17 protein-coding genes are annotated in these 15,660 nt (G+C 44.3%); 15 read left to right on the forward strand and 2 right to left on the reverse strand.

Features of this window, described 5'->3' with window-relative positions:
- The first annotated feature begins 6 nt into the window (after nt 1–6).
- From plsX to OCT63_RS19235, 13 genes are all read left to right on the forward strand, one after another.
- The gene (plsX, locus tag OCT63_RS19175) at nt 7–1,032 is read left to right on the forward strand and encodes a phosphate acyltransferase PlsX (protein WP_161672244.1); all 1,026 of its coding nucleotides are present in this window, start codon (nt 7–9) and stop codon (nt 1,030–1,032) included.
- Between the two features lie 5 nt (nt 1,033–1,037).
- Nucleotides 1,038–1,988, forward strand: coding sequence for a beta-ketoacyl-ACP synthase III (locus tag OCT63_RS19180; RefSeq protein ID WP_161672243.1), 951 nt, complete (start codon nt 1,038–1,040; stop codon nt 1,986–1,988).
- An 80-nt stretch (nt 1,989–2,068) separates the two neighbouring features.
- Nucleotides 2,069–2,992, forward strand: a complete 924-nt coding sequence (gene fabD / locus OCT63_RS19185) for an ACP S-malonyltransferase (RefSeq protein ID WP_269984347.1) — start codon at nt 2,069–2,071, stop codon at nt 2,990–2,992.
- 25 nt (nt 2,993–3,017) lie between these two features.
- The gene (gene fabG / locus OCT63_RS19190) at nt 3,018–3,752 is read left to right on the forward strand and encodes a 3-oxoacyl-ACP reductase FabG (protein WP_029235138.1); all 735 of its coding nucleotides are present in this window, start codon (nt 3,018–3,020) and stop codon (nt 3,750–3,752) included.
- A gap of 166 nt (nt 3,753–3,918) precedes the next feature.
- The gene (gene acpP, locus OCT63_RS19195) at nt 3,919–4,152 is read left to right on the forward strand and encodes an acyl carrier protein (RefSeq protein ID WP_004737381.1); all 234 of its coding nucleotides are present in this window, start codon (nt 3,919–3,921) and stop codon (nt 4,150–4,152) included.
- Between the two features lie 93 nt (nt 4,153–4,245).
- On the forward strand, nt 4,246–5,490 hold the full coding sequence (gene fabF, locus OCT63_RS19200; RefSeq protein ID WP_161672241.1) for a beta-ketoacyl-ACP synthase II: 1,245 nt from the start codon (nt 4,246–4,248) through the stop codon (nt 5,488–5,490).
- A 104-nt stretch (nt 5,491–5,594) separates the two neighbouring features.
- Nucleotides 5,595–6,455 carry an aminodeoxychorismate lyase gene (gene pabC / locus OCT63_RS19205; protein ID WP_161752247.1) on the forward strand — a complete coding sequence of 287 codons (861 nt, stop codon included), beginning with the start codon at nt 5,595–5,597 and terminating at the stop codon, nt 6,453–6,455.
- Nucleotides 6,452–7,468, forward strand: coding sequence for an endolytic transglycosylase MltG (gene mltG / locus OCT63_RS19210; protein ID WP_269984348.1), 1,017 nt, complete (start codon nt 6,452–6,454; stop codon nt 7,466–7,468). Before pabC ends, mltG begins: the two co-directional genes overlap by 4 nt.
- A gap of 9 nt (nt 7,469–7,477) precedes the next feature.
- On the forward strand, nt 7,478–8,110 hold the full coding sequence (tmk, locus tag OCT63_RS19215; protein WP_060467364.1) for a dTMP kinase: 633 nt from the start codon (nt 7,478–7,480) through the stop codon (nt 8,108–8,110).
- Between the two features lie 6 nt (nt 8,111–8,116).
- Nucleotides 8,117–9,082 (forward strand): DNA polymerase III subunit delta', encoded by a 966-nt coding sequence (locus tag OCT63_RS19220; protein WP_269984349.1) that lies wholly within the window; start codon nt 8,117–8,119, stop codon nt 9,080–9,082.
- Entirely contained in the window at nt 9,073–9,840 is a 768-nt protein-coding gene (locus tag OCT63_RS19225) for a TatD family hydrolase (RefSeq protein WP_060467366.1), read from the forward strand. The genes OCT63_RS19220 and OCT63_RS19225 overlap by 10 nt, the downstream gene beginning before the upstream one ends.
- Nucleotides 9,841–10,284: 444 nt before the next feature.
- Nucleotides 10,285–11,715 (forward strand): PTS glucose transporter subunit IIBC, encoded by a 1,431-nt coding sequence (gene ptsG / locus OCT63_RS19230; RefSeq protein WP_017054993.1) that lies wholly within the window; start codon nt 10,285–10,287, stop codon nt 11,713–11,715.
- Nucleotides 11,716–11,943: 228 nt separating this feature from the next.
- Nucleotides 11,944–12,348, forward strand: a complete 405-nt coding sequence (locus OCT63_RS19235) for a hypothetical protein (RefSeq protein ID WP_161685995.1) — start codon at nt 11,944–11,946, stop codon at nt 12,346–12,348.
- Nucleotides 12,349–12,475: 127 nt separating this feature from the next.
- Here the strand turns inward: OCT63_RS19235 and OCT63_RS19240 are convergent, their stop codons facing one another.
- On the reverse strand, nt 12,476–13,069 hold the full coding sequence (locus tag OCT63_RS19240; RefSeq protein WP_060467368.1) for an outer membrane protein: 594 nt from the start codon (nt 13,067–13,069) through the stop codon (nt 12,476–12,478).
- A gap of 145 nt (nt 13,070–13,214) precedes the next feature.
- On the opposite strand from OCT63_RS19240, the gene cydH reads away from it, so the two are divergent.
- Nucleotides 13,215–13,304: a cytochrome bd-I oxidase subunit CydH gene (gene cydH, locus OCT63_RS21580; protein ID WP_099049783.1), complete on the forward strand. Its 90-nt coding sequence runs from the start codon at nt 13,215–13,217 to the stop codon at nt 13,302–13,304.
- Between the two features lie 41 nt (nt 13,305–13,345).
- Complete coding sequence (locus OCT63_RS19245) at nt 13,346–14,548, forward strand: patatin-like phospholipase family protein (RefSeq protein WP_269984350.1); 1,203 nt, start codon at nt 13,346–13,348, stop codon at nt 14,546–14,548.
- Nucleotides 14,549–14,698: 150 nt separating this feature from the next.
- Here OCT63_RS19245 and pyk read toward each other — a convergent pair.
- Nucleotides 14,699–15,660 (reverse strand): pyruvate kinase (pyk, locus tag OCT63_RS19250; RefSeq protein ID WP_269984351.1); only part of this gene is annotated, 962 nt, incomplete at its 5' end.

Raw genomic sequence — 15,660 nt, forward strand, 5'->3', positions numbered from 1 at the left:
TGACCTTTGCAAAATCTAACCGTTGCGCTTGATGCAATGGGCGGGGACTTCGGTCCTCGTGTTACAGTGCCTGCCGCCGTGCAGGCACTGTCGTCTTTCCCAGAGCTAAAAGTCATTCTCATAGGTGATCAAAACGCGATCACATCTCAACTATCTTCATTAGGTCGAATGCCTGATTCTCGTTTGAGTATCCAGCATTGTGATCGAGTTATCTCCAATTCTGAAAAACCTTCACTAGCTTTACGTAATAGTCAGGGTAGTTCTATGCGTGTCGCTATCGATCTGGTTGCCGAATCACAGGCTAATGCTTGTGTGAGTGGTGGTAACACTGGCGCATTGATGGCTTTGTCTCGTTTTCGACTCAAACTTCTGCCCGGTATTGATAGGCCTGCATTGGTTTCCGCTTTGCCTACTGCCTCTGGTAACCGGACGTGGATGCTTGACTTAGGAGCGAACGTATCTAGTGATGCGGATTCACTGTTTCAGTTTGCTGTCATGGGCAGTGCATTAGCAGAACAACATTTAGGTCGCGCGCCACGCGTCGCTATTTTGAATATTGGTGCAGAAGAAATTAAAGGCAACGACCTTGTAAAACGATGCGCCGAAATGTTGGCTAATACTCAATCCGTGAACTTCATAGGCTATATTGAAGGTAATCAATTACTTCAAGATTCTGCTGATGTCGTCGTATGTGATGGTTTTGTGGGCAATGTCTGCTTAAAAACGTGCGAAGGTACGGCTCAGCTCTTTATTGATAAGCTAAAAACGCGCATGATGGCTTCAACAATAAAGGGTTGGATTGCCAGAATGCTGTTTTCTGAGCTATTTACTGAATTAAAAACCTTGAACCCCGACCAGTATAACGGCGCAAGTTTGTTAGGATTGCGCGGCATTGTCATTAAAAGTCATGGAAGTGCTGATGTGTCTGCAGTCGTCAACGCGATTGGTGAAGCAGTACACGAGGTCAAACGACAAGTCCCCAGCCGCATTAGCGATCGTTTGGAAGCGGTTTTACTCGAGAGGCATTATTAGTCTTCATGTATAGCAAAATTTTAGGTACTGGCAGCTACTTGCCATCTCAGGTGCGCACTAACGCAGACTTAGAGAAAATGGTAGAGACTAGCGATGAGTGGATCGTTGCTAGAACAGGCATTAAAGAGCGTCGTATTTCAGCGGAAAATGAAACCGTTGCGGATATGGCGTTCTACGCTGCTGAGAATGCCATTGATATGGCGGGTATCGACAAAGAAGATATTGATTTAATCATCGTTGCGACAACCAGCAGTAGCCACACATTCCCGTCTTCGGCATGTCAGGTACAAGGTAAGCTTGGTATTAAAGGCTGCCCTGCGTTTGATTTGGCTGCGGCATGCTCTGGCTTTGTCTATGCATTGTCTGTTGCTGATCAACATATCAAGACTGGCATGTGCAAGAACGTTTTGGTAATTGGTGCGGATGCACTGTCAAAAACCTGTGATCCGACTGACCGCTCTACTATCATCCTATTCGGTGATGCAGCAGGCGCGGTGGTTGTAGGCGCAAGCGAAGAGCCAGGTATTTTATCTACTCACATTTACTCTGATGGTAAATACGGTGAGCTTCTAAGTTTAGAAGTACCAGAGCGTGGCGGTGATGCAGACAAATGGCTGCACATGGCGGGCAACGAAGTATTCAAAGTGGCGGTAACTCAGCTTTCTAAGCTAGTTAAAGACACATTAGCGGCGAATAATATGGATAAGTCAGAGCTTGATTGGTTAGTTCCACACCAAGCGAATTACCGTATTATCTCAGCAACCGCTAAAAAGCTGACGATGTCACTGGATCAAGTGGTGATTACCCTTGATAAGCACGGTAATACATCGGCAGCTACCGTACCAACAGCACTCGATGAGGCTGTTCGCGATGGGCGAATTAAACGTGGTCAAACGCTTCTACTTGAAGCATTTGGCGGTGGCTTCACTTGGGGTTCTGCGTTAGTTAGATTCTAACCCCAAGCGATAATCAACAAACAAGGCACATAACTTATGTGCCTTATTCAATTTTTTGCTTTGCTTAAAGGAAAATTACAATGAGCAAGTTTGCTATCGTATTCCCAGGCCAAGGCTCTCAAGCTATTGGTATGCTTGCTGACCTGGGCGAACAGTATGATGTTGTTAAACAGACATTTTCTGAAGCTTCAGAAGCACTTGGTTACGATCTATGGGCATTGGTCCAAGAGGGTCCAGTAGAAAATCTAAATGAAACTTTCCGCACTCAACCGGCTCTACTAACAGCGTCTGTTGCAATTTGGCGTGTATGGCAAGAGCTTGGTTTAGAGCAACCTGTAAACCTAGCAGGCCACAGCCTAGGCGAATACTCTGCACTCGTATGTGCTGGCGTTATCGACTTTAAAGAAGCGATCAAGCTGGTTGAACTACGTGGTCAACTGATGCAAGAAGCTGTTCCTGCGGGGGTTGGCGCAATGTACGCAATCATCGGTCTAGATGATGAAGCGATTGCTAAAGCGTGTGAAGACGCTGCGCAAGACGAAGTTGTGTCGCCAGTTAACTTTAACTCTCCTGGCCAAGTTGTTATCGCAGGTAACAAAGCAGCAGTAGAGCGTGCTGGTGCACTTTGTAAAGAAGCGGGCGCTAAGCGTGCACTTCCTTTACCTGTTTCTGTGCCGTCTCACTGTGCACTGATGAAACCTGCAGCAGACAAGCTAGCAGTTGCTCTAGAAGCGCTAGAATTCAATGCGCCTGCACTGCCTGTTATCAATAACGTGGATGTTATTGCTGAAACAGACCCTGCAAAAATCAAAGACGCACTTGTTCGTCAGCTATACAGCCCAGTTCGTTGGACTGAAGGCGTACAAGCAATGAACGAGCAAGGCGTTGAGAAGCTACTAGAATTAGGCCCAGGTAAAGTTCTTACTGGTCTAACAAAACGAATCGTAAAAACTATGACAGCTGCTGCAGTTAATGATACTGCATCACTAGAAGCTGCTAAGTAATTAACCACATAATAGAGAAGTTATGATGAATTTAGAAGGCAAAGTTGCACTCGTTACAGGCGCAAGCCGTGGCATCGGTCGTGCAATCGCTGAACTTTTAGTTGAGCGTGGTGCTAAAGTTATCGGTACTGCGACATCTGAAGGCGGCGCAGCTGCAATCAGCGAGTACCTTGGTGAGAACGGTAAAGGTCTTGCTCTTAATGTAACGGATACTGACTCAATTGCTGCTACACTGAAAACCATCAACGATGAATTCGGTGCGATTGACATTCTAGTTAACAACGCAGGTATCACCCGTGATAACCTACTGATGCGTATGAAAGACGACGAATGGAATGACATCATCGATACTAACCTAACGCCTATCTTCCGCATGTCTAAAGCTGTATTGCGTGGCATGATGAAGAAGCGTCAAGGCCGTATCGTTAACGTTGGTTCTGTAGTAGGTACTATGGGTAACGCTGGTCAAGCTAACTACGCTGCTGCTAAAGCTGGTGTAATTGGTTTTACTAAATCAATGGCTCGTGAAGTTGCATCTCGTGGCGTTACAGTGAACACTGTTGCTCCAGGTTTCATCGAAACTGATATGACTAAAGCGCTAAATGATGACCAACGTGCAGCAACTTTGGCGAATGTACCAGCAGGTCGATTAGGTGACCCTCGCGAAATCGCTGAAGCTGTGGTATTTTTGGCGTCACCTGCGGCAGCTTATATCACAGGTGAAACACTTCACGTCAATGGCGGTATGTACATGGTGTAAATTATGTGCAACATTTGTGCATGATTTAAGTCAAGATCATACGTAATTTCGGTTAAAATCGTGAAAATTGTGGTTTGACCAGAAAAGTTGACCTTGCAACTTTCAATAGATTGAATAAACTACGGAAAACATCGCATAAAGCGAACTCTGTAAAGGAAAAGAAAAAATGAGCAACCTCGAAGAACGCGTAAAGAAAATCATTGTTGAACAGCTAGGTGTAGACGAAGCTGAAGTTAAAAACGAAGCTTCTTTCGTTGATGACCTAGGTGCAGATTCTCTAGACACAGTTGAGCTAGTAATGGCTCTAGAAGAAGAATTCGACACTGAAATCCCAGATGAAGAAGCTGAGAAAATTACTACTGTTCAAGCAGCTATCGATTACGTAACTAGCGCTCAGTAATAATCTCTCCCAGGCGGTCACCTCGACCGCCTGTGTTTTATCTAACTCATCTATCCTCATCTTAAATCACCTCAATCTCCGGAGTGTAAAATCGTGTCCAAGCGTCGTGTAGTTGTCACTGGCATGGGTATGTTGTCACCGGTAGGCAACACTGTAGAATCTTCTTGGAAAGCCCTGCTCGCTGGTCAAAGTGGTATCGTTAATATCGACCATTTTGATGCAACCAATTTCTCAACTCGTTTTGCAGGTCTAGTTAAAGACTTTAACTGCGAAGAGTATATGACTAAAAAAGATGCTCGTAAGATGGACTTGTTCATCCAGTACGGCGTCGCAGCAGGTATTCAAGCTTTAGATGATTCAGCCCTAGCTATTACTGAAGAAAACGCTCCACGTGTTGGCGTTGCAATCGGTTCTGGTATTGGTGGTCTTGGTTTGATCGAAGCCGGTCACCAAGCCCTCACTGAAAAAGGCCCTCGTAAAATCAGTCCGTTTTTCGTTCCGTCGACGATCGTGAATATGATTGCAGGTCACATGTCTATCATGCGTGGCCTACGCGGTCCAAACATCGCGATCTCTACTGCATGTACGACTGGCCTACATAACATTGGTCACGCGGCTCGTATGATTGCATACGGCGATGCTGACGCAATGCTAGCAGGTGGTGCTGAAAAAGCGTCGACACCGTTAGGTATGGGCGGTTTTGGTGCGGCTAAAGCACTGTCTACTCGTAACGATGAGCCTCAAAAAGCTTCTCGTCCATGGGACAAAGGCCGTGATGGCTTCGTTCTTGGTGACGGTGCTGGCATGATGGTTCTTGAAGAGTACGAACATGCGAAAGCTCGTGGTGCTAAGATTTACTGTGAGCTAGTTGGCTTCGGTATGTCGGGTGACGCTTACCACATGACATCTCCAAGTGAAGATGGCTCTGGTGGTGCACTAGCAATGGAAGCGGCTATGCGTGATGCAGGCATTACTGGTGAACAAATCGGTTATGTAAATGCTCACGGTACCTCGACTCCTGCCGGTGACGTAGCGGAAGTGAAGGGCATCAAACGTGCTTTAGGCGAAGCAGGTAGTAAGCAAGTCTTGGTTTCTTCTACGAAATCAATGACAGGCCACCTTTTAGGTGCTGCAGGCTCTGCTGAAGCTATCATCACAGCGATGTCTCTAATTGATCAAATTGTTCCACCAACAATAAACCTAGATGATCCTGAAGAAGGTTTAGATATTGACTTAGTACCTCACACTGCGCGTAAAGTGAGCGGCATGGAATATGCTGCATGTAACTCATTCGGGTTTGGTGGTACAAACGGCTGTTTGATCTTCAAAAAGATTTAATCATCTTATTAAAGACATAAACACTCGTAGATAGTCACAATTAGACTTGTTTTTAAACGGCTTGATGCTTTAGCATTGAGCCGTTTCTTTTTATGGGGAAAAACATGTTTTGGGTTGATGGACAAAGCCAGCAAACTATCGATATTTTGGATCGCTCGTTTCAGTACGGAGACGGCTGTTTTACGACAATGCTTGTCCTAGGTGGTCAAATTCAACATTTTCACGATCATCAACGTCGTGTCGATGAATGCCTGAAAGTGTTACGCATTTCTACTCTTGATTGGGATGTGGTTAATGTTTGGATCAATAGTGCACTTCAATACATCCAACACAACGGTACCCATGGAACAAAGAACCTCCATAATACAAACAAGCCTCATAGGGACAAAGCAGGGATAAAGCTGCACGTTAGTCGCGGCTCTGGTGGCAGGGGCTATAGCGCGAAGAATATCGCTAAACCTACGGTCACCATTAGTACGTTTGATTTCCCAAGCCATTATTCAACGTGGCAAGACTCTGGTGTTGAACTCGGTGTGTGCCAACAAGCGTTGGGTTTGAGCCCACTGCTTGCTGGGCATAAGCACAATAATCGCCTCGAGCAGATCTTGATGAAAGATGAAATGGATCAAGCTAATGAAGTTGATGGTGTGGTGCTTGATATCTCTGGCAATGTCATTGAAACCACCGTGGCTAACCTGTTTTGGCGGAAAGGGCAGACGATTCACACACCTCAACTAACGCAAAGTGGCGTCGCTGGTGTTATGCGTAAGCAAGTGTTAACTGCACTGAATCAAGCTGAATTTTCCGTTACTATGAGTAACTACTGCTTATCTCAACTCATGCAAGCTGATGAGGTTTTCATGACCAACTCCATTTTAGGGATTGCCCCCGTTACCCGTATTAGTGAAACCCAATTTAACATTGGAACCGTTACTCGTAGCCTTCAAGGACAACTAAACTCGTGATCAAAAAGTTATTTATTTTTATTATCTTGTGCCTAATCGCAGCGGGCGCTGCTGGGTTTTATGTTTATAACCAAGCGCAAGATAACCTGAAACAAGTCATCCAATTAGAAAAAACACAGGTCGTAACCGTTGCTTCAGGCATCAGCTTTAATCGTGTTCTGGCACAGTTGATAAATGAGGGGCTATTTGAGGCTTCTCCTTACGAGAAATTAATCCGTAAGTTACATCCTGAGCTGGTTGACGTAAAAGCGGGTACATTTCTGCTAGAACCGGGGTTGACTCTAGAGCAGGCGCTACAAGTGCTTGTTGAGGGTAAAGAGCACCAATTCACGATTACCTTCGTTGAAGGCAGTCGCTTTGATGAATGGCTTGTGCAGCTAAAAGACAATGAATTCATCCAACAAACGCTAGGTGGTGTTTCTGAAAAAGAGATTGCTGAAAAACTGGGCGTTGAAAATGAAAAGCTAGAAGGTCTTTTCTTAGCGGAGACTTATCATTATACCTACGGTACGACCGATTTAGATTTGCTGAAGCGTGCTCATCGCGACCTCATGAACGTGGTGAATGACGAATGGGAAAACAGAGCCGAAAAACTGCCTCTTAAGTCACCTTATGAAGCTCTGATTCTTGCATCTATCATCGAGAAAGAGACTGCTGTTGCTTCTGAGCGTGAGCGTGTGTCTTCTGTGTTCGTTAATCGCTTGAACAAGCGTATGCGTCTACAAACAGATCCTACGGTTATTTACGGTATGGGCGATAGCTACAAAGGTAACATTCGTAAGAAAGATTTACGGACGCCAACACCATACAACACTTATACAATGAGTGGTTTGCCACCAACGCCTATCGCCATGGCGGGCCAAGCATCTATTCATGCAGCTCTGAATCCAGAGAAGAGCAACTACCTGTATTTTGTTGCGAGTGGAACGGGCGGTCACGTATTTTCGAAGAGTTTGACAGAGCATAACCGTGCCGTGCGAGCTTACTTAAAACAATTAAGAAAAAATAAATAAAGAAAAATTATGAATCAGTCGAAATTTATCGTGGTTGAAGGCCTTGAAGGCGCAGGAAAAAGTACAGCAATTAAAGCCATCGTTGAAACATTAAAAGCATCGGGTGTCGAAGACATTGTTAATACTCGGGAGCCGGGTGGAACAGTCTTAGCTGAAAAAATGCGTTCATTAGTGAAAGAAGAACACGAAGGCGAGAAGCTTCAAGATATGACTGAATTACTGCTGATGTACGCAGCACGCGTTCAATTAGTAGAGAACGTTATCAAGCCAGCACTCGACAGTGGTCAATGGGTATTGGGTGATCGCCACGATATGTCTTCTCAGGCTTATCAAGGTGGTGGTCGTCAGATAGCACGCACTACTATGGAATCACTGAAAGCAACCACGCTGGGCGGCTTTAAGCCAGATCTCACCTTATACTTGGACTTAGACCCTCGAGTAGGGCTTGAGCGTGCTCGAGGTCGTGGTGAGCTAGATAGAATCGAAAAGATGGATATCTCATTCTTCGACCGTACTCGTGAGCGTTACCTAGAGATTGCAGCGCAAGACGAAACGGTTCTTGTTATTAATGCACAACAAGAGATAGAGCAAGTGGCTGACGATATTAAACAAGCGCTTAGTGCTTGGCTCGACAAACAGTAGGTGGTCATGGCTGAAGTGTATTCTTGGCTCACTCCCGTATGGAGTGAGTGGAAAAAAAGTCTCGATGCTGAGCGTTTTCCTAATTCGGTGATTGTTAATTCACCAGAAGGGCTTGGCGTTGATGCGTTGATTGAACAGCTTACCGCGGCATTAATGTGTACTAACTACGAAAGTGAGTCTTGCGGGTTTTGTCATAGTTGTGAACTGATGAAATCGGGAAGTCATCCTGATTTCCACGTGATTGCGCCTGAGAAAGAAGGTAAGTCGATAACAGTTGACCAAGTGCGTGCGAGTAACCGCTGGGCCCAAGAGTCTTCTCAGTTGGGTGGTTTACGAGTCATCTTGCTTGATCCCGCTGAATCAATGAACGAATCTGCGTCGAACGCGCTTTTGAAAACATTAGAAGAACCTTCGAGTAATTGTATTTTTATTCTTTCAACGCGTAGTAGTAATCGTTTAATGCCTACCATCCTAAGCCGTTGCCAACAGTTTAATGTTGTTAGCCCACAATTGGAGGTAGGATCGGCGTGGTTAGATGGTGAAGTCGGTAAAGCGGTTCCGCAGTATATTTTAGCTCTTAATGGCAATGCACCTTTAAAAGCAAAAGCGATGTTTGGGCAAGGTGGCGTTGAAGCCTCAACAAAAGTGCTCGATGGCTTTGTAAATGTCATCAAGGGAACTCAACCTGACATGTTAAAGTTCTCTACAGAGCTTAGCAAAGATCCTTTGATTCAATTGGGTTGGCTATGGCATCTACTGTCGGATGTACAGAAGCTTCACTTTGGCTTGGTCAATCAAGCCGTGACACCTAGCGCGAAAGCACTGGTTGAAGTGATGTCTTACCAAAGTGCTTACGTTGCATCGAATAAACTGCTTATATTGATTGAGCAGTTAAAGCAACACCCTGGGCTCAATATGGAGCTACTCATAATGAATTGGCTGATAGCCACTTGCGAGGAAACATGTTCGTAGATTCCCACTGTCATTTAGACAAACTGGATTATCAAGATTTACACACAAGTGTAGAAGACGTTGTGAACAAGGCGAAAGCAGCAAACGTAGACCAGCTGCTGTCTGTTGGTGTGACACTGGATTCGTTTGAAAATATGCTCGAGATGATCTCGCCGTTTGATAACGTTAAAGCCTCTTGTGGCGTTCATCCTCTCGATGTAGAGAGTGATTTCTGTTTCGAGAGAATGCGTGAATACGCGAGCAACCCAAAAGTAGTAGCGATTGGTGAGACAGGCCTAGATTACCACTATCAACCTGAGACGGCTGAGTTACAACAGCTGAGATTTAAACAGCATGTTGCGTTGGCCGTAGAGCTTAATAAGCCTTTGATCATCCATACACGTAACGCGCGTGAAGATACTCTTGCTATTTTACGTGATGGTGGCGCAGAGAAGTGTGGTGGTGTGATTCACTGCTTTACCGAAGATCAAGCGTTCGCTGAAGCGGCAATGGAGTTAGGCTTCTATATCTCAATTTCAGGTATTGTGACCTTTAAGCAGGCTACAGAACTTAAAGAAGTTGTTAAGAACCTACCACTAGACAGGTTACTGATCGAGACGGATTCTCCATACTTGGCACCCATTCCATATCGTGGTAAACAGAATCAGCCCGCATATGTCGTAGAAGTGGCTGCCTATATTGCGCAGTTGAAAGGTTTATCGATGAAAGAGGTTGCTGAACAAACAACCAAAAATTATCAGAAACTTTTTTTGCGATAAAAAACTAGGTCAGTAAATAAAAGGGAGCAAAAGCTCCCTTTTTGTGTTTTTGATCACCAAAAGTGCGTTTTTTTTTAATGTTTACTAATTATGTTGAACTTGAGAGCGTTATTTATAGTATTTGTAATTTTGTTACTAAAAATAACATTTACCTTTATTTTATTCACTTAGTAAAATAATAGGGGTGTTAAAATAAATTCTTATATTTCAATTGCTTGTATAGTTGAAAAGCATTTCATTTCTAGATTTGACATGTGATCCAAGACGTGTTTTGAAACTAAATTTCGTAAGTGACTAGAAAGTTAGTTACCCATCAATATATATTTAGCGGCAGAAAATATAATGCAATACATGGTTACATTTTCGCGGGGTGCTAACATATAGGCTACGGGGGTGTGCCGTTAGAACCCATATAATTATTTTATCTTTATCAGGAGCATAAACATGTTTAAGAACCTTTTTGCCAACTTGCAAAAAGTCGGTAAGGCTCTGATGCTACCAGTATCAGTTCTTCCGGTTGCGGGTATTTTGCTAGGTGTCGGCGCAGCAAACTTTAGTTTTCTTCCAGAAGTGCTTTCTCACTTAATGGAACAAGCAGGTGGTTCAGTCTTTGGTCAAATGGCTCTGCTATTTGCTGTTGGTACTGCACTTGGTTTTACAAACAATGACGGTGTAGCTGGCCTTGCTGCTGTTGTTGGTTACGGCATTATGGTTGCTACATTAAAAGTAATGGCAACGGTAATGGGTGTTGATGGCATTGAGACTGGTGTACTTGGTGGTATCCTTGCTGGTGGTGTTGCAGGTTGGGCTTTCAACAAGTTCTACCGTATTCAACTTCCAGAATACCTAGGCTTCTTCGCTGGTAAGCGTGCAGTGCCAATCGTTACTGGTTTTGTATCTATCGCTCTAGGTTTAGTTCTTTCTGTAATTTGGCCTCCAATCGGTGGCGCAATTGCGACATTCTCTGATTGGGCTGCAAACCAAAACCCAGTAATGGCATTTGGTATCTACGGTGTAATCGAACGTTCTCTTATTCCTTTTGGTCTTCACCATATCTGGAACGTACCATTCTTCTACGAAGCGGGTTCTTGTGTGAACAACGCTGGTGAGCAAGTAAATGGTATCATGACTTGTTTCCTTACTGCTGATGACGCATCTCGCGCTGCTGGTAATGGTTTCGGTCAACTAGCTGGTGGTTACTTATTCAAAATGTTCGGTCTTCCTGCTGCTGCAGTTGCAATTGCACATGCAGCAAAACCTGAAAACCGCGCTAAAGTAATGGGTATCATGGCTTCTGCTGCGTTAACTTCATTCCTTACTGGTATTACAGAACCGATTGAATTTGCATTCCTATTTGTTGCTCCAGTGCTTTATGCTATCCACGCTGTACTTGCTGGTGTTGCATACATGCTAACTAACGCACTAGGTGTTGTTCACGGCCACACATTCTCAAATGGTTTCATTGACTTTGTCGTTCAATCTCCACGCGCTGAGAATATGCTTCTTCTTGTTGGGCTTGGCCTTGTTTATGCGGTTGTTTACTACATTGTATTCCGCACCGTGATTAAAGCTCTAGACCTTAAAACTCCAGGTCGTGAAGACGAGTCTGAAGAAGAGTCAGTTGCAACTGGTTCTGAACTTGCTGGTGAGCTAGTTGCTGCCTTCGGTGGTAAAGCGAACATCACGGGTCTTGACGCTTGTATTACTCGTCTACGTGTTGCAGTTGCTGATACAGCAGTTGTTGACCAAGACAAACTGAAGAAACTAGGCGCTGCAGGTGTTGTTGTTGTTTCTGGTGGCGTTCAAGCTATCTTCGGTACTAAGTCTGACAATCTTAAGACAGACATGGATGAGTGGATCCGTAACAACGGTTAATTCACTGATTCAATAAATTGAAAGGAGGCCGAGAGGCCTCCTTTTTTGTTTTCCGCCTTATGAAAGCTCTTCCTGCACTTATTCTTTTCCACTCAATCGGTTATCGTTCAGCTCGATGTTCTGATGCTCGATTACCCGCTTTGGGGACCTCTTATCTTTAACTTTATGATGACAACATCCGTTGTGATTTAAGTAATCTACCGTTTTTAAACACATTCTGAGAATATTATGAAACATCGTTACTTGTTCGGCCTTATGTGCTGCAGCGGAGCCTCGTTTGCTCATGCTTCTGAAGCTCCAGATTTAGAAGTTGGTCTCGCCATTGACCAAGACCTGAGTGTCGTTGTTGAGTTTGATCAGAAGTACCGTGCAACCGTTGGTAACAACGGCGCGGCATTCGACTACATTTGGAAACGTGGTCAGTTTAAAACGGAAGTTCCGTTAAATTGGTACGTAGGTGCAGGTGCTTGGGCTGAATGGAATGACGATTTTGGTTTAAGAGTACCGTTAGGAGTGAAAGTTAATTTTTACGAAGGTTGGAATGCTTACGCACAAGTTCACCCTGAGCTAGACATGTACAAAGGCGTCGAGTTGCAAGTCGGCGGTGCTCTGGGTGTCACCTATAAGTTCTAAAGTGAACTTAAACTGTTTTTATAGTAAAAAAGCCAGCATCGCATGAAGTTGGCTTTTTTGTTTTGTTAGGTCTTTATGCCTCATGCGAACTGAGTAGCCTAGAAAGCGTGGCTTAAAACGGTTTGGTTTAGAAAGTAAAGCTCAGTCCGACATTGGCTTGGAATTGGTTCATCCAATCGGTATCAAATCGGATAATACAGTCTTGCCCCGTGCTGGGTACGTTACAAACTCCAGACGTGTCGTTGTCGACCACAGTACCTAGCCAACGCACTTGAGTGTTAAGTGCTAAGCGGTCACTAAATTTGTACTCTAAGCCACCAAAGATAGAGGTTGAGAATCCAAATTTATCTTTCGCCCAGTCTACATCCACGTAAGATGCACCGATCCCCAAACCTAGGTACCCAGACAACACCGGAGAAGCAGGGTAGTAAATACTGCTTTGAAAGTGTAGGTATTGAATTGAGGAGCTTAGGTTGAGTTTTTCTAGCTCTGAGCTCTGGTTAGAATAGAAAAAGCCGATGCGACCTTTATCAAGTGGCGTTTCAATCGCAAAGGTGTAGTTTTCAGACGGTTTCATGTCGTAGGTTTTACCATCCTGGTCTTCGACACTACCACCACCGGTATAACCCACCATCGGGGTAATGATGATCTCCGGCGAAGCATACACACTCGATACGGAGAAAAGCGCAATAAGCGCCATCATATTTGCTTTGTTATTCATGAGTATATCCTTATCCATACACTTACTAATTGTGATGGTTACATCAATATTGTGCGACTAATTTCGACGATTCTTGAAGATACTTCACACACCTGATAATAATTAAACAGTGACTCGACAAATTAATAATAAGCCAGAGGTGTCTATGGACCATAATCTGAAAAACGCCCTACAAATAACAGTGTTAATTTACACAATCATTCTTTCATTCGGCTTTATCGCAATTGGTAGTTAATACTATTTGTGGAGGGGCCGGGTTTTATACTCAGGGAATAAATGAATAGTGGTATTATAACCAATATTGATACAGCAATAAATTTGGATTACTACGCTAAGTTTATTGCTGGAAAAACTGCACTGGTTGCTCAAGGGGGCGGGCAGAGAGGCATTTTCACCTCAGGGGTACTGGATGCGTTCCTGATTTCTAACTTTGACCCTTTCGATGAGTTTTTTGGCACTTCTGCTGGCGCTCTCAATTTATGCGCTTACCTATGTCGCAATAAAGGCTTAAGTCGTTCTTTTGTCCTCGAACTCACTACTTCTCCAGAGTTCTTTAACCTATTTTCTTATATACGACATCGAAAAAAGTTGGGGTTAGAGTGGGCCTTAGAGAAAATTATGGCCTATCCATATAAGCTCGACCTTGATTTGGGAAGACAAACGTTGGGTGATCGTCAACTCTTTGCCGCGGTCACCGATTCGAAAGATCTTCAAGATTACTATTTTCCTGTATTAAGTGAAGACTGGTACAAGGTAATGGTTGCCACGTGCGCCATTCCACGCCTATATAACGATGAAATACGTATTGGCAATGGTTCTTATGTGGATGGTGGTGTGTCAGCATCTATTCCTGTACAAGAAGCTTGGCGCCGCAATGCTCGTTCTATCGTCGTAATTAGAACTGAGCCTGCGTTTGAACTAAACCCGGTCCATAGCAAGCCAATTTTACCTGTAAAAAATAAGGCGCTACTATCTTTAGAAGAACTTGAATGGTTTCGCGGTCCGTTTAATAACGTTCACGGTCATTGGCAACAAAAAGTGGACCAATGGAAAACCGATTGGACATCGTTTTTTCAACAACAAATCTTGAGCTCAAAAGAACAAAAGAGAGATAGGGTACATTTAGACCTTCTAAATGGCGGTCGATGGTTATTTGGTGCTGATGATATCTATCGTTTAAGTCATTTGATTGGTGATAAATTTGATTCAGGATTAGCTGATATGTTGATGGTTCATTACCAGACTTACTCGCTGACTCAGAACTTCCTTAACTCACCTCCCGATGATACTTTTGTGGTTCAGATAGCACCTAGTCAAACGCTTAAATCGAGCTCATTAATGAGTCATAAAGATGATTTACTGCATGATTACGAATTGGGGTTAGAAGCTGGATATCGTTTTGTTGAAACTTATTCTTCCACTGACAACGCTCGTAGCTCACATACGCCACATTTGGTAACCGGTGCTGCCGGAAAATAATACTTGTAGAAAAGTTTTTGAAATGAAAAGGGTTATTGAACTTGGTCCGATAACCCTTTCTTTTTATTTGCTCTCGAAAGCCAAAACTTTAAACACTGAATAGTTAGCCTTCGGGCTTTAGATGATTGAACAAACTTGAAGGTTTTAGAGTTAGGTTACAGGCAGAATTCTCATACAGTTTGTCGATCCGGCGACATCCATAATGTCCCCTTGCGTGATGATCACTAGATCGCCACATGTGAGATATCCTTTTTCTTTCAAGCAGGCGAGCGTAGAGAGCGCAATATCAAGGCTGTCTTTGGCTTCTGTTTCAAAGTAGATTGGGGTAACCCCTCTGTACAATGTGCAACGGTTAAGTGTGCTTTCGTTACGAGATAGTGCGTAGATAGGCATATCGGCGCTGAGGCGTGACATCATCAGTGCTGTGCGTCCGGACTCAGTGAGAGTGACCACGCCCTTAATTCCTTCCATATGGTTCGCAGAATAAATAGTCGCCATCGAAACGGTTTCTTCCGCTGTTACAAAGGTACGATCAAGACGGTAATTAGAGTGGTTGTTAATACCCGCCATCTTTTCAGCGCCAATACAGACTTCTGCCATTGATTTCACCGTTTCGACTGGGTAATCGCCTGCTGCTGTTTCACCGGAAAGCATCACGGCATCCGTCCCATCAAGTACGGCATTCGCTACATCCATGACTTCTGCCCGAGTTGGCATTGGAGCGGAGATCATCGACTCCATCATCTGAGTCGCGGTGATCACTGTTCGGTTAAGCGCCCCTGCACGACGTATAAGCTGTTTTTGTACTCCAACCAACTCTGGGTCACCAATCTCTACTCCTAGGTCACCACGGGCCACCATGACCACATCTGAGGCCATTATGATGTCATCCATGTTCTCAATAGTGGCTACCGTCTCTGCTCGTTCCACTTTAGCCACAAGATGCGCTTCTAAGCCGGCTTCATGTGCGAGTCGACGCGCGTAATGCATATCTTCGCCATTGCGAGGGAAAGACACCGCTAGGTAATCTACTTTGATTTGTGCTGCTGTTACGATATCGCGCTTGTCTTTTTCTGTCAGCGCTTCTGCGGATAAGCCCCCCCCTTTTTTAT

The sequence above is a fragment of the Vibrio sp. RW genome, assembly GCF_027587105.1.
Taxonomy (GTDB): domain Bacteria; phylum Pseudomonadota; class Gammaproteobacteria; order Enterobacterales; family Vibrionaceae; genus Vibrio; species Vibrio toranzoniae.